The organism is Streptomyces phyllanthi (assembly GCF_009377205.1).
In the GTDB taxonomy this organism is placed as follows: Bacteria; Actinomycetota; Actinomycetes; order Streptomycetales; family Streptomycetaceae; genus Streptomyces; species Streptomyces phyllanthi.
The window spans coordinates 1-19,746 of sequence record NZ_VJZE01000079.1; the positions used below are offsets into that span (position 1 = coordinate 1).

Below are 19,746 nucleotides of genomic sequence, written 5' to 3' on the forward strand. Positions count from 1 at the left end.
CCCCCTGGCCCGCCGAGGCCCGCGAGCAGCTCGTCACGCTGCTCGGCTCCGGCCGGCCGACCGTCGATGTCTGGGAGGCGCTGGAGGCGGAGGGCCTGATCACCCAGCTGCTGCCCGACTGGGAGCGGGTGCGCTGCCGTCCGCAGCGCAACGCCGTGCACCTGTGGACCGTGGACCGGCATCTGATCGAGACGGCCGTACGCGCCTCCGAGTTCACGCGCCGGGTCCACCGCCCCGACCTGCTGCTGGTCGCCGCGCTGCTGCATGACATCGGCAAGGGCTGGCCGGGCGACCACTCCGTGGCGGGCGAGATCATCGCCAAGGACGTGGCCGCGCGCATCGGCTTCGACCGCGACGACGTGGCCGTGCTCGCCACGCTCGTACGCCACCACCTGCTGCTCGTGGAGACGGCCACCCGGCGCGACCTGGAGGACCCCGCGACGGTCCGCTCGGTCGCCGAGGCGGTCGGCTCGCAGGGCACCCTGGAGCTGCTGCACGCCCTGACCGAGGCCGACGCGCTGGCCACCGGGCCCGCCGCCTGGTCCTCCTGGCGCGCCTCCCTCGTCGCCGACCTGGTCAAGCGGGTCGCGGCCGTGCTCTCCGGCGACGCCCCCGACGAGTTCGAGGCCGACGCCGAGGCGCCCACGGCCGAGCAGGAACGACTCGCCATCGAGGCGTTCCGCACCGGAAGCCCGGTCCTGGCCCTGCGCGCCCAGACCGAGCCGCCGGGCGAGAACGAGGAGAAGTCCTCCGGCGAGCCCGAGCCCCTCGGTGTGGAACTGCTCATCGCGGTACCGGACCGGCCGGGCCTCCTGCCCGCCGTGGCCGGTGTCCTGGCCGTGCACCGCCTGTCCGTCCGCACGGCGGAGCTGCGGGCCCTGGAGCTGCCCGACGCCGTCGAGGGCTCGGTGCTGCTGCTGAACTGGCGGGTGGCCGCGGAGTACGGCTCCCTGCCCCAGGCGGCCCGGCTGCGCGCCGACCTGGTCCGGGCGCTGGACGGTTCGCTGGACATCGCCTCCCGCCTCGCCGAGCGCGACGCGGCCTACCCCAGGCGCCGGGGTGTCGTCGCACCCCCGCCCCGGGTGACGGTCGCCCCGGCCGCCTCCCGCCACGCCACGGTGATCGAGGTACGGGCCCAGGATGCGCCCGGGTTGCTGTTCCGCATCGGACGGGCACTGGAGGACGCGGAGGTACGGGTGCGCAGCGCCCACGTCAGCACCTTGGGCGCGAACGCGGTGGACGCCTTCTACGTGACCGGTGCGAAGGGGGCGCCGCTGCCGGGGGAGGAGGCAGCCACGGTGGCGCGGTCTCTGGAGGAGGCGCTGAGGGGCTAGGGCCCTTCTGCAAGGGCGCCCCCGGTTCCGTACGAGAACGGGTGGAGCCCCTACCGCACCCGGCCCGATACCCTGGAGGGCAACCCACACTGCCCCCGACTCCGAGGACCGACGCCGCCGTGTTCGATACTCTCTCCGATCGCCTCTCAGCGACCTTCAAGAACTTGCGCGGCAAGGGGCGCTTGAGCGAAGCGGACATCGACGCCACGGCGCGCGAGATCCGCATCGCCCTCCTCGAAGCCGACGTCGCGCTGCCCGTCGTCCGCTCGTTCATCAAGAACGTCAAGGAGCGTGCGCTCGGCGCCGAGGTCTCCCGGGCGCTCAACCCCGCCCAGCAGGTTCTCAAGATCGTCAACGAGGAGCTCGTCCAGATCCTCGGTGGCGAGACCCGGCGCCTGCGCTTCGCCAAGCAGCCGCCGACCGTGATCATGCTGGCGGGTCTGCAGGGTGCCGGTAAGACGACCCTCGCGGGCAAGCTCGCCAAGTGGCTCAAGGAGCAGGGCCACTCCCCGCTGCTGGTCGCCGCCGACCTCCAGCGTCCGAACGCGGTCAACCAGCTCAGCGTGGTCGCCGAGCGCGCGGGCGTGGCCGTCTACGCGCCGGAGCCCGGCAACGGCGTGGGCGACCCGATCAAGGTGGCCAAGGACTCCATCGACCACGCGAAGTCGAAGGTCCACGACATCGTGATCGTCGACACCGCGGGCCGCCTCGGCATCGACCAGGAGATGATGCAGCAGGCCGCGGACATCCGGGACGCGGTCAGCCCCGACGAGATCCTCTTCGTCGTCGACGCGATGATCGGTCAGGACGCGGTCAACACGGCGGAGGCGTTCCGCGACGGCGTCGGCTTCGACGGCGTGGTCCTCTCCAAGCTCGACGGTGACGCCCGCGGTGGTGCCGCCCTCTCGATCACGTCGGTCACCGGCAAGCCGATCATGTTCGCGTCGAACGGCGAGAAGCTCGACGACTTCGACCAGTTCCACCCGGAGCGGATGGCCTCCCGCATCCTCGACATGGGTGACCTGCTCACCCTGATCGAGCAGGCGGAGAAGACCTTCTCCCAGGCCGAAGCCCAGCAGATGGCCGAGAAGCTGGCCTCCAAGAAGGGCCAGGACTTCACCCTCGACGACTTCCTGGCCCAGATGGAGCAGGTCAGGAAGATGGGCTCCATCTCGAAGCTCCTCGGCATGCTCCCGGGTATGGGCCAGATCAAGGACCAGATCAACAACCTCGACGAGCGGGACGTCGACCGCACGGCCGCGATCATCAAGTCGATGACCCCGGGCGAGCGCCAGGACCCGAACATCATCAACGGCTCGCGGCGCGCCCGTATCGCCAAGGGCTCCGGTGTCGAGGTCAGCGCGGTGAAGAACCTCGTCGAGCGGTTCTTCGAGGCCCGCAAGATGATGTCGCGCATGGCTCAGGGCGGCGGTATGCCGGGGATGCCCGGGATGCCGGGCATGGGCGGCGGCCCCGGCCGGACGAAGAAGCAGCCGAAGAAGGCCAAGGGCAAGCAGCGCTCCGGCAACCCCATGAAGCGCAAGCAGCAGGAGCAGGAGGAGGCCGCCCGCCGCGCCGCCGCGGCCCAGGGTGGTGCGCCGGGCGGCGCCTTCGGCCTGCCGGGCCAGCAGAGCGGTCAGGACTTCGAACTTCCCGACGAGTTCAAGAAGTTCATGGGCTGAGGCCCGTCCGGTACGACGCCCTCCCTGCCGCGGGCCCGGCTCGCGGCAGGGATCTCAGGGCGTGCGGGCGACGAGGTAGCGGAAGACGTTGGGCATCCAGACCGTGCCGTCCCGGCGCCGGTGCGTGTGCAGGACCTCGGCCAGCTCCTTCTCGACCTGGTCCCGGTCCGTGGCGATGATGGCCGCGTCGAACAGCCCGGTGGACAGCAGGCCCCGTACGGCGCTGTCGATGTCGGCGTATCCGAAGGGGCACGCCACCCGCCCGGAGCCGTCGGGCCGCAGACCGGCCCGCTGGGCGACCTCCTCCAGGTCGTCCCGCAGGGCGGGGCGCCAGCTCGCCGCGGTACGTACCGGGTCCGCCAGCCTGGTGGCCACACGGAGCACCGACGAGGTCGTGCAGCGTTCCGGGGGACCCCAGCCGACCAGCACCACGGGCGTGCCGTGCGCGACGAGCGGCGTCGTCTCGGCGAGCAGCTCGGCCAGGCCCTCGGAGTCACCGGCCATGCAGCCGATCGGCTCGAACGCGGTCACGAGGTTGTACGCGGCCTCGCCGGGCGCGCGTGCCGCGTCCCCGGGGTCGCCGTCGATGACCCGCGTGGCCGCACACGCGCGCGTGCCCCGCGCCTCCGGGAGCAGCCGTTCCCGCGCCAGACGCACCCGCTCCGGTGAGCCCGGGTCGACGCCGGTGACCGTGGCGCCCCGTGAGGCCGCCATCAGCAGCGCGAGCCCGGAACCACAGCCAAGCCCCAGTAACCGCGTACCGGAACCCACTTCGAGTCGCTCGTAGACGGCCTCGTAGAGCGGGACCAGCATCCGCTCCTGGATCTCGGCCCAGTCACGCGCGCGTGTGTCCTGGTCCACGCGGGGCACTGCCCCCGCGCGAGGCAGGTACTGCCGCACGAGCGTAGATGTCATATCGAAAGCGCCCCAATCCGCCGAGAGTTGCTGCCCGATCCTTGGCCCCCGTGCAGTGCGCCGACACTCCCCCGTACATCCCCCGTATGACAGGAAACTCCCCACCCGACGCCTCGTCCAGTGGCCGCGGGCACCGGCTTGCGCGCCACCTGCGCGGGGACAGAAGAATTCACATCCCGGCAACGTGCCCCCGCGCCCGCGATCTGCCGTGCTGATCAACCGGCGGGCGAACGTGGTGCGGGGGGAGCTCCGGCCCCGCCTGTTCCTGCGCACGACCGAATTCAGCGATGTGTCGACGTACGGTGTCTGGTCGCCGAGGACGGGTCGGTGCCCGACGCCGACGACGCACCGGGTAACGTCGCCGTCGTGGGGCGCGCTTACCAGAGCAGCCCCTTCCGGTGCGATCGCGGCCGAAAGGTCTCTTGTGCGCCCGGTGGCCCCAGGTGCCCCGGCGCGCGGACACCTTGTACGCGCCGGCGAGACGGGTGTGCGTACGTGTGGCTACGTACCGCCTTGGTACGAGGTGTGAGGCTTCTCCGTAGAACAGCGCACCCGCCCTCGTCAGGTCGCATCAGGGGCAACTGACGGGTACGTGCAAATTATTTGAGATGCCCCGGAATAGGAACACAGCGGGACGCAGGCTCGTTGTCATTACGTGAGCACGACACAGACACCACCCGTCCTCGCCGCAGAGCTGGCGCAGGCGTGGGCCGACATTCAGCGGCACCACCCCGAGCTGCCGGATCTTGCCGCTCCCGAGTCCCTGATCGGAGAGTCGTCGTCCGCCTGCGGACACGAGCTCTCCTTCGAGCGACTGCTCCATGAGGCAGTCCACGGCATCGCCGCCGCGCGCGGAGTCCGCGACACCTCGCGCGCCGGCCGATACCACAACCGCAGATTCCTCGCGATCGCCGAGGAGCTGGGCCTGGACCACCCCGAGGAACCGCACCCCAGCAGCGGCTTCTCGCTGGTCACGCTCAACCCCGAGGCGAAGCGGCGCTACCGCCCGACGATCGAGCGGCTCCAGCGCGCGCTCAAGGCACACTCCGCGGCGACCGCGGCCGACACGGCCCGCTCCTTCCGCGGCCCGGCCGCCCGCCACGGCTCCTCCGGGGGCGGTGTCCGGGTGAAGGCGGTGTGCGACTGCGGGCGCAACGTCCGGGTCGTCCCGTCGGTCCTGGCCCAGGCGCCGATCGTGTGCGGTGGGTGCGGAAAGCCGTTCCGCATTCCGGAAGTGGTGGGCGCGGCGGCGAGCTGACCCGTCGGGACCGACCGAGCGGACGGCTACTCGTGGAAGCCGTACACGGCTCGTGTCCCGGAGCTGATCGTCGTGACCGCACCCATCGGGCGCAGCGGCACCAGTGAGCGCGGGCGCCCCCATTGAGGGGCCCCGCGCCGGGTGCCGCTCAGCCATGCCCCGGCGCACCCTCGCGGCAGAGGGCCCCCCGGGGTGTGGCACAATGACTAGCTGTACTCGACAGCCGCACAGGACCCCTCTCTCCTCCGGCTGACGCGTCCATCGGGCACTCGGGTACCGCAACCCCACGCGGCATCCCGTTGTGCCCAACCACGTCAAACCAGGAGAACCCACTCCCGTGGCAGTCAAGATCAAGCTGAAGCGTCTGGGCAAGATCCGTTCGCCTCACTACCGCATCGTCGTCGCCGACTCCCGCACCCGCCGTGACGGCCGGGCCATCGAGGAGATCGGCAAGTACCACCCGACGTACCACCCGTCGGTGATCGAGGTCGACGCCGATCGTGTCGCGTACTGGCTGGGTGTCGGCGCGCAGCCGACCGAGCCCGTGCTCGCGATCCTCAAGAAGACCGGCGACTGGCAGAAGTTCAAGGGCGAGCCCGCCCCGGCGCCGCTGCTCGTCGCCGAGGCGAAGTCCTCGCGTCCGTCGTTCGAGTCCCTCAGCGGCGACGACGAGGGCAAGGGTGAGGCGATCACCCAGAAGAAGAAGGCCGAGAAGAAGGACGAGGCTTCGGCTGAGTCCGAGTCGACCGAGGCCTGAGCATGCTCGAGGAGGCTCTCGAGCACCTCGTGAAGGGCATCGTGGACAACCCTGACGATGTGCAGGTCGCCTCGCGCAACCTGCGCCGCGGGCGTGTGCTCGAGGTCCGGGTCCACCCCGACGACCTCGGCAAGGTGATCGGTCGCAACGGCCGCACCGCGCGCGCCCTGCGCACCGTCGTGGGCGCCATCGGCGGCCGCGGCGTCCGCGTCGACCTCGTCGACGTGGACCAAGTCCGCTGACGCAACGCAGCACCGGCTCGGGCCGGGGAGGGCCTACTGGGCCGTCCCCGGCCCGTAGTCGTACCGACAGGAGAACGAGAAACAGTGCAGCTGGTAGTCGCTCGCGTCGGCCGCGCCCACGGCATCAAGGGCGAGGTCACCGTCGAGGTACGTACCGACGAGCCGGAGCTGCGGCTCGCGCCGGGCGCAGTCCTGGCCACCGACCCGGCCTCCGCCGGACCGCTGACCATCGAGACCGGTCGTGTGCACAGCGGGCGGCTGCTGCTGCGCTTCGAGGGTGTGCGTGACCGCAACGGGGCCGAGGCGCTGCGCAACATCCTGCTGATCGCGGAGATCGACCCCGAGGAACTGCCCGAGGGCGAGGACGAGTACTACGACCACCAGCTGATCGACCTGGACGTCGTCACCAAGGACGGTGTGGAGGTCGGGCGGATCACCGAGATCTCGCATCTGCCGTCGCAGGACCTGTTCATCGTGGAACGCCCCGACGGGACGGAGGTGATGATCCCGTTCGTCGAGGAGATCGTCACCGAGATCGACCTGGAGGAGCAGCGCGCGGTCATCGACCCGCCGCCCGGACTGATCGACGAGCGAGCCGAGGTCGCCTCCACGCGGGACGCGTCCGGGGACGAGGCGTGATGCGGCTCGACGTCGTCACGATCTTCCCCGAGTACCTCGAACCCCTGAACGTCTCGCTCGTCGGCAAGGCACGCGCGCGTGGGCAGCTGAACGTGCACGTGCACGATCTGCGCGCCTGGACGTACGACCGCCACAACACGGTCGACGACACCCCGTACGGCGGCGGCCCCGGCATGGTCATGAAGACCGGGCCCTGGGGAGACGCGCTGGACTCCGTGCTGGCCGACGGCTACGAGACGGGCTCCCGCGGACCGGCCCTCATCGTCCCCACGCCGAGCGGCCGCCCCTTCACCCAGACGCTCGCCGTCGAACTCTCCGAGCGCCCCTGGCTGATCTTCACGCCCGCCCGCTACGAGGGCATCGACCGCCGGGTCATCGACGAGTACGCGACCCGGATGCCCGTGTACGAGGTGTCCATCGGCGACTACGTCCTCGCCGGCGGTGAGGCGGCCGTCCTCGTCGTCACGGAGGCCGTGGCCCGGCTGCTGCCCGGAGTCCTGGGCAACGCCGAGTCGCACCGGGACGACTCCTTCGCCCCCGGAGCCATGGCGAACCTCCTGGAGGGCCCGGTCTACACGAAGCCGCCCCAGTGGCGCGGCCGGGACATCCCCGACGTGCTGCTCAGCGGCCACCACGGAAAGATCGCGCGCTGGCGCCGCGACGAGGCGCTCCGGCGTACGACGGTCAACCGGCCCGATCTCATAGAGCGCTGCGACCCCAAGGCGTTCGACAAGAAGGACCGCGAGATGCTCTCCATCCTGGGCTGGTCGCCGGACCCCGAAGGCGAGCCCCACGGCCGATTTTGGCGCAGGACCGCAGGCGTGGGAGAATAGACCGCTGTTGTGCGTCGTCCGGCGCGCGCCCCTGCCACAGGGGGACACGACGCCCGCCCCGACACGGACAGCAAACCTCCGAACAACCCACTTCCCGCCGATGACCTGTGGCATTGGCGAAGAAAGCAGACGAAATGTCTCACCTGCTCGACACCGTCGACGCCGCGTCGCTGCGCAGCGACGTCCCGGCCTTCCGCCCGGGCGACACCGTCAACGTCCACGTCCGCGTCATCGAGGGCAACCGCTCCCGTGTGCAGCAGTTCAAGGGCGTTGTGATCCGCCGTCAGGGCGCCGGTGTCCGCGAGACCTTCACGGTCCGCAAGGTCTCGTTCTCCGTCGGCGTCGAGCGCACCTTCCCGGTGCACACCCCGATCGTCGAGAAGATCGAGCTCGTCACCCGCGGTGACGTCCGCCGCGCCAAGCTGTACTACCTGCGCGAGCTGCGCGGCAAGGCGGCGAAGATCAAGGAGAAGCGCGAGAACTGAGCGCGCGCTCAGGTGTCACACAGCGGGGCCGGATAGCATTCGGCCCCGATGGACACCGAAGCACAGCACGAGGAGCGCGACCGCTCCTCCCGCCCTTCCGATGCCGAGATGAACTCGGACGACTCCGGCCCGACGCCGGACGGGTCCGAGGAGATCCCGGACACGGTGGAGCCGGAGGGGCGGTCGCGTTTCACGTTGGCCGAGCGGGTCGCCGACCGGGTCGCCGACCGGGTTCCGGGTGGGCGGATCACCCTGACCGCGCTGATCTGTCTGCTTTTTCTGTTGTTGCTCAGCACCTTCGTGGTCCAGCCGTTCCAGATTCCCAGCAGCTCCATGGAGAGCGGATTGAGGATCGGGGACCGCGTTCTCGTAAATAAGTTGGCGTACCGTTTCGGTTCCGAGCCGCGACGGGGTGACGTCGTCGTGTTCGACGGCACCGGCTACTTCGGGAACGCCGACTACATCAAGCGCGTTGTCGGCGTGGGGGGAGACCGAGTGGTCTGCTGCGACAGGGAGGGGAGGCTTGAGGTGAACGGCCGGTCGGTCGACGAGTCGGCGTTTCTGCACCCGGGTGACAGCCCGTCGGACGTGCCCTTCGATGTGGTCGTGCCCGACGGGACCCTCTTCGTCCTCGGCGACCACCGCAGCGACTCCAGTGACTCCCGTGACCACCTCGGGTCACCGGGCGGCGGCATGGTCCCCGTCGACAGAGTGATCGGCAGAGCCAACTGGATCGTCTGGCCGGCCGGCCACTGGAAGGACCTGGACCGCCCCGGCGCCTACGCGCACGTGCCCGCCGCCTCCAGCGCGGACGGTGGCCATGGGTAACCGCGGCAAACCACGCGGGGTCGTCACCAGCCCCGCCCAGAACCTGCTGCCCACCGGTGCCCGACGGGCCGGCGGAGCGGCCCGGCCCAGCCGTGTCGAGCGGCGCAAGCTCGCCCGCAAGATCAAGCGCCGCAGGCGCCGCTCGGCGCTCAAGGAGATTCCGCTCCTCGTGGGCGTCGCCGTGGTCATCGCCCTGGTCCTGAAGACGTTCCTGGTCCAGGCGTTCGTGATCCCGTCGGGCTCGATGGAGAACACGATCCAGATCGGTGACCGCGTCCTCGTCGACAAGCTCACCCCGTGGTTCGGCTCCAAGCCGCAGCGCGGAGACGTCGTCGTGTTCAAGGACCCCGGCGGCTGGCTGGAGGACGAGCAGACGACGGTGCAGCAGGACGACCCCGTGGTGATCAAGCAGATCAAGGAGGGCCTGCAGTTCATAGGCCTGCTGCCGTCCGACAACGAACGGGACCTGATCAAGCGGGTCGTCGCGGTCGGCGGCGACACGGTCAAGTGCTGCGACACCCAGGGGCGCGTCACCGTGAACGGCATGCCGCTGAACGAGCAGTACGTCCACCCGGGCAACGCGCCGTCGTCCATCAAGTTCTCCGTGACCGTGCCGCAGGGCCGGCTCTGGGTCATGGGCGACCACCGCGCCAACTCCGCCGACTCGCGCTACCACCGCACCGAGCAGTACAGCGGCACGGTCTCCGAGGAATCCGTCGTGGGCCGCGCCGTGGTCATCGCCTGGCCCATAGGCAACTGGAGCCAGCTGGAGGAACCGGACACGTACGCCTCCGTGCCGGGCGGGTCGACCACCGCCCTCGGAGCGTCGCATAGGCTGGTTACCGCGGATCAGAACGGATTGATCCCGCTCCCGAGCCCTGCGGAACTCCCGCTCGTTATGGGAGTGGTGGGCCTGCACTGGATACGGCGCGGGCGGCGGTACGGCGTGAGGAGTGGATGTGGGGGATGTGGCAGTCGGCGCACGGTCCGGGCACGGTGGTCCCGAGGAACCGGAGCGGCCCGACGAGGCGGCTTCCCCGGCCGCGGAGGACACGATGATCCTTGGGCGGGCCGCGGGCGCCGGGAGTCCGGACGGCTCCGGCGGCAATGGGAGTGACTCCCCGGAGGCCGCGGACGCGGAGGGCACCACGGAGGGCGCGCAGACCTCGGACGACGAGGAGGGCCGCAAGCCCAAGAGGAAGCAGCGCTCCTTCTGGAAGGAGCTCCCGCTTCTCATCGGCATCGCCCTGATCCTGGCGCTGCTGATCAAGACGTTCCTGGTGCAGGCGTTCTCGATCCCCTCCGACTCGATGCAGAACACCCTCCAGCAGGGTGACCGGGTCCTGGTCGACAAGCTCACCCCGTGGTTCGGCTCGGAGCCCGAGCGCGGCGAGGTCGTCGTCTTCGGCGACCCCGACAACTGGCTCGCGGGCGAGCCGACCCCCGACCCCAACCCCGTGCAGCGCGTGCTCGGCTGGATCGGCCTGATGCCCTCCGCCGACGAGAAGGACCTCATCAAGCGCGTCGTCGGCGTCGCGGGCGACACCATCGAGTGCGACAACACCGGCCCGTTGAAGGTCAACGGCAAGGCGCTGAACGAGCCGTACGTCTATCCCGGGAACACGCCGTGCACGGTCGACGACCAGGGCGGCCAGTTCAAGCTGAAGGTACCCGAGGGCAAAATCTGGGTCATGGGTGACCACCGGCAGAACTCGCTGGACTCCCGCTACCACCAGAACGACAAGAACAAGGGCTTCGTCCCCGTGGACAACGTGGTGGGCCGGGCCATCGTGGTCGCCTGGCCGCCCACTCGCTGGGACACGCTGCCGGTTCCCGACACCTTCGACCAGGGTCTGAGTGCCGCGGCGCCCGGCGCGCTCGGCCTCGCGGGCGCCGTTCCGCTGGTCCTGTGGCGCCGCCGCCGTCTCCTTACCGGCGGAAACCCCAGGGTTTCTGGCGGCGGTACCGCCGGGTAGGGTGCCGTCCCAGATCGCCGGTCCTCCGTGGTCGCGGGCATCGTGCCGCGGCCGCGAGACCGATTCTCCGAGCAGGGGAGCACTGGGATGAGCGGGACGACACGTCGTACGGACGAGGGCCGTGGCCGGCTCGGCAGCACGCTGTCGGGACTGGCCATGGCCCTCGGCTGTGTGCTTTTCCTCGGCGGCTTCGCCTGGGGTGCCGTCCTCTACCAGCCGTACACCGTGCCCACCGACTCGATGGCGCCCACCATCACGGCCGGGGACCGGGTCCTCGCCCAGCGGATCGACGGCGGCCAGGTCAGGCGCGGGGACGTCGTCGTGTTCCGGCAGAAGAGCTGGGGCGACATGCCCATGGTCAAGCGGGTCGTCGCGGTCGGCGGTGACAAGGTCGCCTGCTGCACGGAGGGCAAGCTGACCGTCAACGGCAAGAAGATCGACGAGGGGTATCTCCCCGAGGGCCAGGACGCCGAGGCGATGGGGATTCCGGAGGTCACGGTGCCCAAGGGGCGGCTGTTCCTCCTCGGCGACGAGCGCAGCGGTTCCCTGGACTCCACGGCCCACCTCACGGAGGCCGGCAGCGGTACGGTGCCGCGTACCTCGGTGGACGCGCGGGTCGACGCCGTGGTGTGGCCCATGGACGGCATGCTGGCCCGCCCCACGGGCTTCGAGACGCTCGGCTCGCTCTCCACGCCGGGGCCGCTGCGGCTGATCACGACCGCGATCGCGGTGGGCGCCGTGCTCGTCCTCGGTGGCGGGGCGTACGGGCCGATCGCGGGGCGCATGGGCAGGCGCGGCCGCACGACGACACCGGAGCCGGCCGGTGCCCACTGAGCCGCCGTACGAGGGCGGAGCCGCCGGCCAGGAGGACGGCGAGGGCGGCCCGCGCAAGGTGGCCAGAGTCGTGCTGCTCGACCCGCAGGAGCGCGTCCTGCTGCTGCACGGGCACGAGCCGGACGATCCGTCGGACGACTGGTGGTTCACGCCCGGCGGCGGCCTGGAGGGCGACGAGACGCGCGAGGAGGCCGCACTGCGGGAACTCGTGGAGGAGACCGGCATCACCGACGTCGAGCTCGGCCCGGTGCTGTGGCGGCGCAGGTGCTCCTTTCCGTTCGCGGGGCGCCGGTGGGAACAGGACGAGTGGTACTACCTGGCCCGGACGCGTCAGACCGCGATCGAGGCGGCCGGGCTGACCGAACTGGAACGCCGCAGCGTCGCTGGAGCGCGCTGGTGGTCGTGTCAGGAACTGACCGAAGCACATGAGACGGTGTATCCGACCAGATTCGCCGAGCTGTTGTGCAGACTGCTCGACGAAGGTCCCCCGGCCAGGCCCGAGGTCCTCGACACGGAAATCGTCTAGGGGCTCACGGGGCTGGCGCACAATGGGGGGACGCACGGCTGAAGGGGAACATGCCATGAGCGCCGAGGACCTCGAGAAGTACGAGACCGAGATGGAGCTGAAGCTCTACCGGGAGTACCGCGATGTCGTCGGTCTGTTCAAATACGTGATCGAGACGGAGCGCCGCTTCTATCTGACCAACGACTACGAGATGCAGGTGCACTCGGTCCAGGGTGAGGTGTTCTTCGAGGTCTCGATGGCGGATGCCTGGGTGTGGGACATGTACCGGCCGGCTCGTTTCGTCAAGCAGGTGCGTGTCCTGACGTTCAAGGACGTGAACATCGAGGAGCTGAACAAGAGCGACCTGGAGCTCCCGAGCGGGTGAGGCCCGGAACGCACCGACGCTCGCGCCACCCGGGCGGGTGACGGAGTTGTCCACAGCCGCCGAGTTGTCCACCAAGATCCACTGAGTGGAGGCGGATGCGTGACTGTTGGCGCCGGAGGTGGTGCCGACATGAACACACGCGACGTACGCGGCGCGATCGGCAGGTACGGAGAAGAGCTGGCCGCGCGGCGGCTCACCGAGGCCGGGATGACCGTCCTGGAGCGCAACTGGCGTTCCGGCAGGACGGGTGAGATCGACATCGTGGCCCGGGACGGCGACGTCCTCGTCGTCTGCGAGGTGAAGACCCGCAGCGGTGCCTGTTTCGAGCATCCGATGGCCGCCGTCACACCGGTGAAGGCCCAGCGGCTGCGGGAGCTCGCAGAGCACTGGCTCCACGCGCATGGCGGCGCACCGCCGGGAGGCGTGCGCATCGACCTGGTGGGCGTCGTCCTGCCCGAGCGCGGAGCCGCCGTCGTCGAGCACGTGCGGGGGGTGGCCTGATGGGATTCGCCCGTACGTGTTCGGTGGCCCTGGTCGGTGTCGAGGGCGTGGTCGTCGAGGTGCAGGCGGACCTCGAACCGGGTGTCGCGGCGTTCACGCTGGTGGGACTGCCCGACAAGTCCCTGACGGAGAGCCGGGACCGGGTCAGGGCGGCCGTGGTCAACTCCGGCGCCGAGTGGCCCCAGAAGAAGCTGACCGTGGGGCTGAGCCCCGCCTCGGTCCCGAAGGCCGGCAGCGGCTTCGATCTCGCGGTCGCCTGTGCGGTTCTGGGCGCCTCCGAGCGGATCGACCCGAGGGTGCTCGCGGACATCGTGATGGTCGGGGAGCTCGGGCTCGACGGCCGGGTCCGGCCCGTGCGGGGCATCCTGCCCGCGGTGCTGGCCGCCGCCGAGGCGGGCTATGAGCAGGTGGTGGTCCCGGAGTGCGCGGCGGCGGAGGCGGCGCTGGTGCCGGGCGTGTCGGTGCTCGGGGTCCGCAGCCTGCGTCAGCTGATCGCCGTACTCACGGACGAGCCCGTACCCGAGGAGGAGCCGGACGAGGGGCGGCCGGACCCGCTGATGGCCGGGCTGCGGATGCCGGGGGTGGGTGCGGCCACGGGCATGCACAGCATGGGCGCCGCCCAGCACGACTACGGGCATGACCTCGCCGACGTCGTCGGCCAGCTCGCGGCGCGGACCGCGGTCGAGGTCGCCGCGGCCGGCGGGCACCATCTCTTCCTGGAGGGGCCCCCGGGCGCGGGGAAGACGATGCTCGCCGAGCGGCTGCCCGCGATCCTGCCGACGCTGAGCAGGGAGGAGTCGCTGGAGGTCACGGCCGTCCACTCGGTCGCCGGCCTGCTGCCCGCGGGCAAGCCACTGGTCGACGGCCCGCCCTACTGCGCCCCTCACCACTCGGCCACCATGCAGGCACTCGTAGGTGGCGGTCAGGGCGTGGCCAGGCCCGGCGCGGTGTCGCTCGCGCATCGCGGGGTGCTCTTCCTGGACGAGACACCCGAGTTCAGCAGCCAGGCCCTCGACGCCCTGCGCCAGCCGCTGGAGGCGGGCCACGTCGTGATCGCTCGCAGTGCGGGCGTCGTGCGGTTCCCGGCGAAGTTCCTGATGGTGCTCGCGGCCAATCCGTGTCCGTGCGGTCGCTTCTCACGGACGGACGACCTGTGCGAGTGCCCGCCCGCCTCCATCCGCCGGTATCAGGCCCGCCTCTCCGGGCCTCTGCTGGACCGTGTGGACCTGAGGGTGGAGGTCGACCGCGTCACGCGCGCGGAGCTGACGGACCGCTGGGCCCGGGGCGAGTCCACGGCGGTGGTCGCCGACCGGGTGCGCGCGGCCCGGGAGCGGGCGGCCGCACGTCTGACCGGTACTCCGTGGCGCACCAACAGCGAGGTTCCCGGACGGGAGCTGCGCAGCCGGTGGCATGCCACGCCGGGAGCGATGGACGAAGCCGAGCGAAGCCTGGAGCGGGGTGTGCTGACGGCGCGCGGGCTCGACCGTGTGCTGCGGGTCGCCTGGACCGTCGCCGACCTCGTGGGCCGCGACCGTCCCGATGCCATGGACGTGAACCTCGCGCTGCAGCTGCGGACCGGGGTGCCCCGCGGAGTGCCCGTGGCGATCGGAGCGCTGTCATGACCAGGGCCCGGCGATCGCGGGAGGAGGAGTCGTGAGCGCGGGCGCTCTGCCGGACGCCGAGCGGCTCGACCGGGTCTTCCTGGCCCGGGTCCTCGAGCCGGGGGACGAGCGCGGCGGGCGGTGGCTCCGCGAGATCGGCCCCCGGGAGACGGCGCGGCGGCTCACCGAGGGCGGGCGGCCCCTGCCGGGGGCCTCGGACAAGCGGTGGGCGGGGCTGCGCGCCCGCGCCGAGCGTGCCGATCCGGAGCTGGACCTGGCGCGGGCACGGGACGCCGGAGCCCGGTTCGTGTGCCCCGGAGACGTCGAGTGGCCCGGGCAGCTGGACGATCTGGGGGACGCCCGGCCCACCGGGCTGTGGGTGCGGGGGCGGGTCAGTCTGCGGATGTGGGCGCTGCGGTCGGTGGCCCTGGTGGGCGCCCGGGCCTGTACGGAGTACGGGGCCCATATGGCGGCCGTCCTGGGGGCCGGGCTCGCCGAGCGCGGCTGGGTCGTCGTGTCCGGCGGGGCGTACGGCGTCGACGGGGCCGCCCACCGGGGGGCTCTCGGGGCCGGCGGCGCGACCGTCGCCGTACTGGCCTGCGGAGTGGACCGGCCCTACCCCAGCGGACACACCGAGCTGATCGGCAGGATCGCGGACCAGGGGCTCGTGGTGGGGGAGCTGCCACCGGGCGACCATCCGACGCCCAGCAGATTCATTCAGCGCAACCGCGTCATCGCCGCGCTCACCCGGGGGACCGTCGTCGTCGAGGCCGCCTACCGCAGCGGTGCCCTCGTCACGGCCCGGGCCGCACAGCGGCTCGGACGGTTCACGATGGGAGTGCCCGGACCCGCGACCAGTGGCCTCTCGGCGGGTGTGCACGAACTGCTGCGCGGGGACGCCGTGCTGGTCACCGACGCCGCAGAGATCGTCGAGCTGGTCGGTGACATGGGGGACCTGGCACCGGACCGATGCGGGCCCGTGCTGCCGCGGGACCTGCTGGAACCGGGTGCCCGGCGCGTCCTCGACGCGCTCCCCGCCCGCCGGCCTGCGACGGCCACCGAGATCGCCCGCGGCGCCGGCACGACCGAGGACGACACAGTCGGCAGACTGTACGAACTCCGATCACTTGGTTACGTCGAACGACACGGCGAGCGCTGGAAGTTGACACGCCAGGCCATGATCTCCGTCTCATCGGATCGGCGCCGATGCTGACCGAGCGTGTTCGGCCGTCCGGGCGAATGCTCCGACTGCCCTGGCAGTTCCCGGAGTTGACGTCTCCAGGAGTTACTCAGCGCGATGAGCGCGAGCACGAGGGGTGCCCTGTGGAACGTATCCGCGTACGAGCGTTCCACCGCCCTTCGCGCGCTGCGACGCTCCAGTCACGCTACGCTCACGAGGATCCCCACGCAGACGGCAACCCGACACGACTCCGGCAGCTCACCCAGGCAGCACCAGTTCACGGCAGAACGGCACAAGGCGACGAATGCCCCAGCACACCTCCGGGTCCGATCGGGCGGCAGTTCCCCCAGCCGCCCGTGTCGACGTGCGTCCGCCCGCCCCCTCGACGCTCGACGAGCTGTGGCGGTCGTACAAGGCGACGGGTGACGAGCGGCTGCGCGAGCAGCTGATCCTGCACTACTCGCCGCTGGTCAAGTACGTCGCGGGCCGGGTGAGCGTCGGCCTGCCGGCCAACGTCGAACAGGCGGACTTCGTGTCGTCCGGGGTCTTCGGCCTCATCGACGCGATCGAGAAGTTCGACATCGACCGGGAGATCAAGTTCGAGACGTACGCGATCACGCGCATCCGGGGCGCGATGATCGACGAGCTGCGGGCGCTGGACTGGATCCCCCGGTCCGTGCGGCAGAAGGCACGCAACGTCGAGCGTGCCTACGCCACCCTGGAGGCGCGGCTGCGGCGTACGCCGTCCGAGGGCGAGGTGGCCGCGGAGATGGGCATCGCGGTGGAGGAGCTCCACTCCGTCTTCAGTCAGCTGTCGCTGGCCAACGTGGTGGCCCTGGAGGAACTGCTGCATGTCGGGGGCGAGGGCGGCGACCGCCTGAGCCTCATGGACACGCTGGAGGACACCGCCGCCGACAACCCCGTGGAGGTCGCCGAGGACCGCGAGCTCAGGCGGTTCCTGGCACGGGCGATCAACACCCTGCCCGAGCGGGAGAAGACCGTCGTCACGCTGTACTACTACGAGGGCCTGACACTCGCGGAGATCGGCAACGTGCTCGGGGTGACCGAGAGCCGGGTCAGCCAGATCCACACCAAGTCCGTGCTCCAGCTGCGGGCGAAGCTGGCGAGTTTCGGCCGCTGACCTGGCCGGACACCATCCGGTCCGATGAAGCGGCTCCCGCGGCCCGTGATCCGTCCGTACAGTGGTTGACGTGCCAAGGATTCGAGCGGCCTCCGTGGCCGAGCACCGGTCGATGCAGCGTGCCGCCCTGCTGGACGCGGCTCGCTCCTTGCTGTCCGAGGGCGGGACGGACGCGCTGACGTTCCCCGCGCTCGCCGAGCGCACGGGACTCGCGCGGTCGTCCGTGTACGAGTACTTCCGGTCGCGGGCAGCCGTGGTCGAGGAGCTCTGCGCGGTCGACTTCCCCGTCTGGGCGGCGGAGGTCGAGGCGGCGATGGCCGCCGCGGAGGGCCCCGAGGACAAGGTCGAGGCCTATGTCCGGCAGCAGCTGTCGCTGGTCGGGGACCGGCGGCACCGGGCCGTGGTCGCCATCTCGGCGAGTGAGCTCGACGCCGGCGCGCGGGAGAAGATCCGCGCAGCGCACGGAGGGCTCGTCGCGATGATCGTCGAGGCGCTGGAAGCCATGGGACACGCACAGCCCCGGCTGGCCGCGATGCTGCTCCAGGGAGTGGTCGACGCGGCCGTGCGGCGGATCGAGCTGGGCGCGGCGGAGGACCCCGGGGCGATCACCGAGGCGGCGGTGGCGATGGCGTTGCGAGGGCTCCGGGGCTGAGCCCGGCGCTTGTCGGGCCACGGGGCTGCGTTCGAGGCTGCTGGGCCCATGGAGCTGAAGCCGGGGCCACGGGCCTCGGGGAACTGGCCTACGCGGATCGCGGTTCGGGCTCCCCGTCCACCGGTAGCAGCCGCGACGGGCCTCTGCGCAGGAGCCGGGCGGGCAGCAGGGAGAGCGGGTCCAGGTACACCTCGCCGCTGATCAGACCCCAGTGCAGACAGGACGACGGGCAGTGGGAAGCGGTGCGTTCTCCGGGCTCCACGGTGCCCAGGACATCGCCCGCCGCCACCTCGTCGCCCTTCCTCACCGACGCACGGACCGGCTCGTAGGTCGTCCGCAGCGGTGGGCCGTCCGTGCCCGTGAGCTCCAACGAGACGACTCCACGGCCCGCGACCCGGCCCGCGAAGGACACGCGGCCCGGCGCGACGGCCCGTACCGGGCTGCCGGCCGGTGCCGCCAGGTCCACACCACGGTGGCCCGGGCCGTACGCCGTGGCGGGCGGTTCCCAGCCGCGGACGACCGAGGGACGCCGGCCCACGGGCCAGTTCCGCCCGAGGGCGGGCACGGACGTGACGGGGCCCGGCGGCCCGACGGGGCCGGCCGCAGGACCGGGCGCCCCCGTCATCTCCTCCGCGCCCGCTCCGGGTGCGGTCGCTGCCACGCAGGTCAGCAACAGCACCGCCAGTAACACCGGCCATGTCCACACCGTCGGCCATGTCCACACCATCGGCTGTCTCCACACCATCGGCCGCGTCCGCACAGATCGTTTCGCTCGCATGGGAGAACCGTGCCCGAGCCCGGTCGATCATGGCCGGGATCTGTGGACTACCGGCCGGTTGGGGATATCGGCGTCACCCGGGGCCTCCCAAGTCCCGTACACTTCTGGTGGCGACCCGGGCCACCGGGTCGACTTCGCACGCCCCGGTACGAGACCGCCCAGCGGCCCGTATCAGCGCCCCTCGGTCCTTCGCGGCACGGCGCATCGCGGGCGTCAGGCGCGGGTGCCGTCCGGCACGCGCGGCACAACCGAGAAACACAAGGAGAACGGCCATGGCCGTCGTCACGATGCGGGAGCTGCTGGAGAGCGGCGTCCACTTCGGTCACCAGACCCGCCGCTGGAACCCGAAGATGAAGCGCTTCATCTTCACCGAGCGCAACGGCATCTACATCATCGACCTGCTCCAGTCGCTGTCGTACATCGACCGCGCCTACGAGTTCGTCAAGGAGACCGTCGCCCACGGCGGCACGGTCATGTTCGTCGGCACGAAGAAGCAGGCGCAGGAGGCCATCGCCGAGCAGGCCACCCGCGTCGGCATGCCCTACGTCAACCAGCGCTGGCTGGGCGGCATGCTCACCAACTTCTCGACCGTCTACAAGCGTCTGCAGCGCCTCAAGGAGCTCGAGCAGATCGACTTCGAGGACGTGGCGTCCTCCGGTCTGACCAAGAAGGAGCTGCTGGTCCTCTCCCGCGAGAAGGCCAAGCTGGAGAAGACCCTCGGTGGTATCCGCGAGATGCAGAAGGTGCCCAGCGCCGTCTGGATCGTGGACACCAAGAAGGAGCACATCGCGGTCGGTGAGGCCCGGAAGCTCAACATCCCGGTCGTCGCCATCCTGGACACCAACTGCGACCCCGACGAGGTCGACTACAAGATCCCGGGCAACGACGACGCGATCCGCTCCGTCACCCTGCTCACCCGCGTGATCGCCGACGCCGTCGCCGAGGGCCTCATCGCCCGCTCCGGTGTCGCCGCCGAGGCCAAGGGCGAGAAGGCCGCGGGCGAGCCGCTCGCCGAGTGGGAGCGCGACCTCCTCGAGGGCGAGAAGAAGGCCGACGAGGCTCCTGCCGCCGAGGCCGAGAAGCCGGCCGAGGCTCCTGCCGCCGAAGCTCCTGCCGCCGAGGCTGCCCCGGCCGCCGAGGCCGCTCCGGCCGCCGAGGCCGAGCAGGCCTGACCCTCAGGGCGCTGACGGCGGGAGCGGTGACATGAAGTCCGCTCCCGC

The 19,746-nt window shown here is 71.1% G+C and carries 22 protein-coding genes; 20 read left to right on the forward strand and 2 right to left on the reverse strand.

Going from position 1 to position 19,746, the window contains the following annotated elements:
* Positions 1-1,334, forward strand: a 1,334-nt coding sequence (locus FNH04_RS14295) for an ACT domain-containing protein (protein ID WP_152784105.1), incomplete at its 5' end; no start/stop codon positions are given.
* A 119-nt stretch (positions 1,335-1,453) separates the two neighbouring features.
* Positions 1,454-3,016 (forward strand): signal recognition particle protein, encoded by a 1,563-nt coding sequence (ffh, locus tag FNH04_RS14300; RefSeq protein WP_322723046.1) that lies wholly within the window; start codon positions 1,454-1,456, stop codon positions 3,014-3,016.
* Positions 3,017-3,070: 54 nt separating this feature from the next.
* On the opposite strand, the gene FNH04_RS14305 is transcribed toward ffh, so the two are convergent.
* A complete protein-coding gene (locus FNH04_RS14305; RefSeq protein ID WP_152784107.1) occupies positions 3,071-3,931 on the reverse strand; it encodes an MDR/zinc-dependent alcohol dehydrogenase-like family protein in 861 nt (286 codons plus the stop codon).
* A gap of 655 nt (positions 3,932-4,586) precedes the next feature.
* Between FNH04_RS14305 and FNH04_RS14315 the strand changes: the two genes are divergently transcribed.
* The 17 genes from FNH04_RS14315 (at position 4,587) to FNH04_RS14395 (ending at position 17,748) form a co-directional block, all read left to right on the forward strand.
* The gene (locus FNH04_RS14315; RefSeq protein ID WP_322723047.1) at positions 4,587-5,189 is read left to right on the forward strand and encodes a hypothetical protein; all 603 of its coding nucleotides are present in this window, start codon (positions 4,587-4,589) and stop codon (positions 5,187-5,189) included.
* A gap of 337 nt (positions 5,190-5,526) precedes the next feature.
* Positions 5,527-5,946, forward strand: a complete 420-nt coding sequence (gene rpsP / locus FNH04_RS14320; protein ID WP_322723048.1) for a 30S ribosomal protein S16 — start codon at positions 5,527-5,529, stop codon at positions 5,944-5,946.
* Positions 5,947-5,948: 2 nt separating this feature from the next.
* Entirely contained in the window at positions 5,949-6,188 is a 240-nt protein-coding gene (locus tag FNH04_RS14325; protein WP_014176063.1) for an RNA-binding protein, read from the forward strand.
* 84 nt (positions 6,189-6,272) lie between these two features.
* A complete protein-coding gene (rimM, locus tag FNH04_RS14330; protein ID WP_322723049.1) occupies positions 6,273-6,827 on the forward strand; it encodes a ribosome maturation factor RimM in 555 nt (184 codons plus the stop codon).
* Positions 6,827-7,660, forward strand: coding sequence for a tRNA (guanosine(37)-N1)-methyltransferase TrmD (trmD, locus tag FNH04_RS14335; RefSeq protein WP_152784113.1), 834 nt, complete (start codon positions 6,827-6,829; stop codon positions 7,658-7,660). Before rimM ends, trmD begins: the two co-directional genes overlap by 1 nt.
* A 134-nt stretch (positions 7,661-7,794) precedes the next feature.
* A complete protein-coding gene (rplS, locus tag FNH04_RS14340; RefSeq protein ID WP_152784115.1) occupies positions 7,795-8,145 on the forward strand; it encodes a 50S ribosomal protein L19 in 351 nt (116 codons plus the stop codon).
* 48 nt (positions 8,146-8,193) lie between these two features.
* On the forward strand, positions 8,194-8,973 hold the full coding sequence (gene lepB / locus FNH04_RS14345; RefSeq protein WP_152784117.1) for a signal peptidase I: 780 nt from the start codon (positions 8,194-8,196) through the stop codon (positions 8,971-8,973).
* On the forward strand, positions 8,966-10,090 hold the full coding sequence (lepB, locus tag FNH04_RS14350; RefSeq protein WP_152784119.1) for a signal peptidase I: 1,125 nt from the start codon (positions 8,966-8,968) through the stop codon (positions 10,088-10,090). Before lepB (FNH04_RS14345) ends, lepB (FNH04_RS14350) begins: the two co-directional genes overlap by 8 nt.
* Positions 10,029-10,949, forward strand: a complete 921-nt coding sequence (lepB, locus tag FNH04_RS14355) for a signal peptidase I (protein ID WP_152784122.1) — start codon at positions 10,029-10,031, stop codon at positions 10,947-10,949. The genes lepB (FNH04_RS14350) and lepB (FNH04_RS14355) overlap by 62 nt, the downstream gene beginning before the upstream one ends.
* 87 nt (positions 10,950-11,036) lie before the next feature.
* Positions 11,037-11,783 (forward strand): signal peptidase I, encoded by a 747-nt coding sequence (gene lepB / locus FNH04_RS14360; RefSeq protein ID WP_152784124.1) that lies wholly within the window; start codon positions 11,037-11,039, stop codon positions 11,781-11,783.
* On the forward strand, positions 11,773-12,309 hold the full coding sequence (locus FNH04_RS14365; protein WP_322723050.1) for an NUDIX hydrolase: 537 nt from the start codon (positions 11,773-11,775) through the stop codon (positions 12,307-12,309). The genes lepB (FNH04_RS14360) and FNH04_RS14365 overlap by 11 nt, the downstream gene beginning before the upstream one ends.
* A gap of 55 nt (positions 12,310-12,364) precedes the next feature.
* Positions 12,365-12,673 (forward strand): DUF2469 domain-containing protein, encoded by a 309-nt coding sequence (locus tag FNH04_RS14370; protein WP_003993268.1) that lies wholly within the window; start codon positions 12,365-12,367, stop codon positions 12,671-12,673.
* Positions 12,674-12,772: 99 nt separating this feature from the next.
* Complete coding sequence (locus FNH04_RS14375) at positions 12,773-13,174, forward strand: YraN family protein (protein ID WP_322723051.1); 402 nt, start codon at positions 12,773-12,775, stop codon at positions 13,172-13,174.
* Positions 13,174-14,796 carry a YifB family Mg chelatase-like AAA ATPase gene (locus FNH04_RS14380; RefSeq protein WP_152784128.1) on the forward strand — a complete coding sequence of 541 codons (1,623 nt, stop codon included), beginning with the start codon at positions 13,174-13,176 and terminating at the stop codon, positions 14,794-14,796. Before FNH04_RS14375 ends, FNH04_RS14380 begins: the two co-directional genes overlap by 1 nt.
* Before the next feature lie 31 nt (positions 14,797-14,827).
* Entirely contained in the window at positions 14,828-15,988 is a 1,161-nt protein-coding gene (gene dprA, locus FNH04_RS14385) for a DNA-processing protein DprA (RefSeq protein ID WP_322723052.1), read from the forward strand.
* A 271-nt stretch (positions 15,989-16,259) separates the two neighbouring features.
* Positions 16,260-17,096, forward strand: a complete 837-nt coding sequence (whiG, locus tag FNH04_RS14390; protein ID WP_152784130.1) for an RNA polymerase sigma factor WhiG — start codon at positions 16,260-16,262, stop codon at positions 17,094-17,096.
* A 94-nt stretch (positions 17,097-17,190) separates the two neighbouring features.
* Positions 17,191-17,748 (forward strand): TetR/AcrR family transcriptional regulator, encoded by a 558-nt coding sequence (locus FNH04_RS14395; protein WP_322723056.1) that lies wholly within the window; start codon positions 17,191-17,193, stop codon positions 17,746-17,748.
* An 88-nt stretch (positions 17,749-17,836) separates the two neighbouring features.
* On the opposite strand, the gene FNH04_RS14400 is transcribed toward FNH04_RS14395, so the two are convergent.
* The gene (locus FNH04_RS14400; RefSeq protein WP_152784132.1) at positions 17,837-18,475 is read right to left on the reverse strand and encodes a M23 family metallopeptidase; all 639 of its coding nucleotides are present in this window, start codon (positions 18,473-18,475) and stop codon (positions 17,837-17,839) included.
* Between the two features lie 323 nt (positions 18,476-18,798).
* Here FNH04_RS14400 and rpsB point away from each other — a divergent pair, with 323 nt between their 5' ends.
* Positions 18,799-19,698, forward strand: coding sequence for a 30S ribosomal protein S2 (rpsB, locus tag FNH04_RS14405; RefSeq protein WP_152784134.1), 900 nt, complete (start codon positions 18,799-18,801; stop codon positions 19,696-19,698).
* Positions 19,699-19,746: the final 48 nt, after the last annotated feature.

Coding starts and splice junctions, on each gene's coding strand:
- whiG (WP_152784130.1), top strand. CDS start 16,260: ATGCCCCAGCACACCTCCGGGTCCGATCGGGCGGCAGTTCCCCCAGCC.
- FNH04_RS14305 (WP_152784107.1), bottom strand. CDS start 3,931: ATGACATCTACGCTCGTGCGGCAGTACCTGCCTCGCGCGGGGGCAGTG.
- trmD (WP_152784113.1), top strand. CDS start 6,827: ATGCGGCTCGACGTCGTCACGATCTTCCCCGAGTACCTCGAACCCCTG.
- rpsB (WP_152784134.1), top strand. CDS start 18,799: ATGGCCGTCGTCACGATGCGGGAGCTGCTGGAGAGCGGCGTCCACTTC.
- FNH04_RS14325 (WP_014176063.1), top strand. CDS start 5,949: ATGCTCGAGGAGGCTCTCGAGCACCTCGTGAAGGGCATCGTGGACAAC.
- FNH04_RS14380 (WP_152784128.1), top strand. CDS start 13,174: ATGGGATTCGCCCGTACGTGTTCGGTGGCCCTGGTCGGTGTCGAGGGC.
- lepB (WP_152784124.1), top strand. CDS start 11,037: ATGAGCGGGACGACACGTCGTACGGACGAGGGCCGTGGCCGGCTCGGC.
- FNH04_RS14400 (WP_152784132.1), bottom strand. CDS start 18,475: ATGGTGTGGACATGGCCGACGGTGTGGACATGGCCGGTGTTACTGGCG.
- rplS (WP_152784115.1), top strand. CDS start 7,795: ATGTCTCACCTGCTCGACACCGTCGACGCCGCGTCGCTGCGCAGCGAC.
- lepB (WP_152784122.1), top strand. CDS start 10,029: ATGATCCTTGGGCGGGCCGCGGGCGCCGGGAGTCCGGACGGCTCCGGC.
- lepB (WP_152784117.1), top strand. CDS start 8,194: ATGGACACCGAAGCACAGCACGAGGAGCGCGACCGCTCCTCCCGCCCT.
- FNH04_RS14370 (WP_003993268.1), top strand. CDS start 12,365: ATGAGCGCCGAGGACCTCGAGAAGTACGAGACCGAGATGGAGCTGAAG.
- lepB (WP_152784119.1), top strand. CDS start 8,966: ATGGGTAACCGCGGCAAACCACGCGGGGTCGTCACCAGCCCCGCCCAG.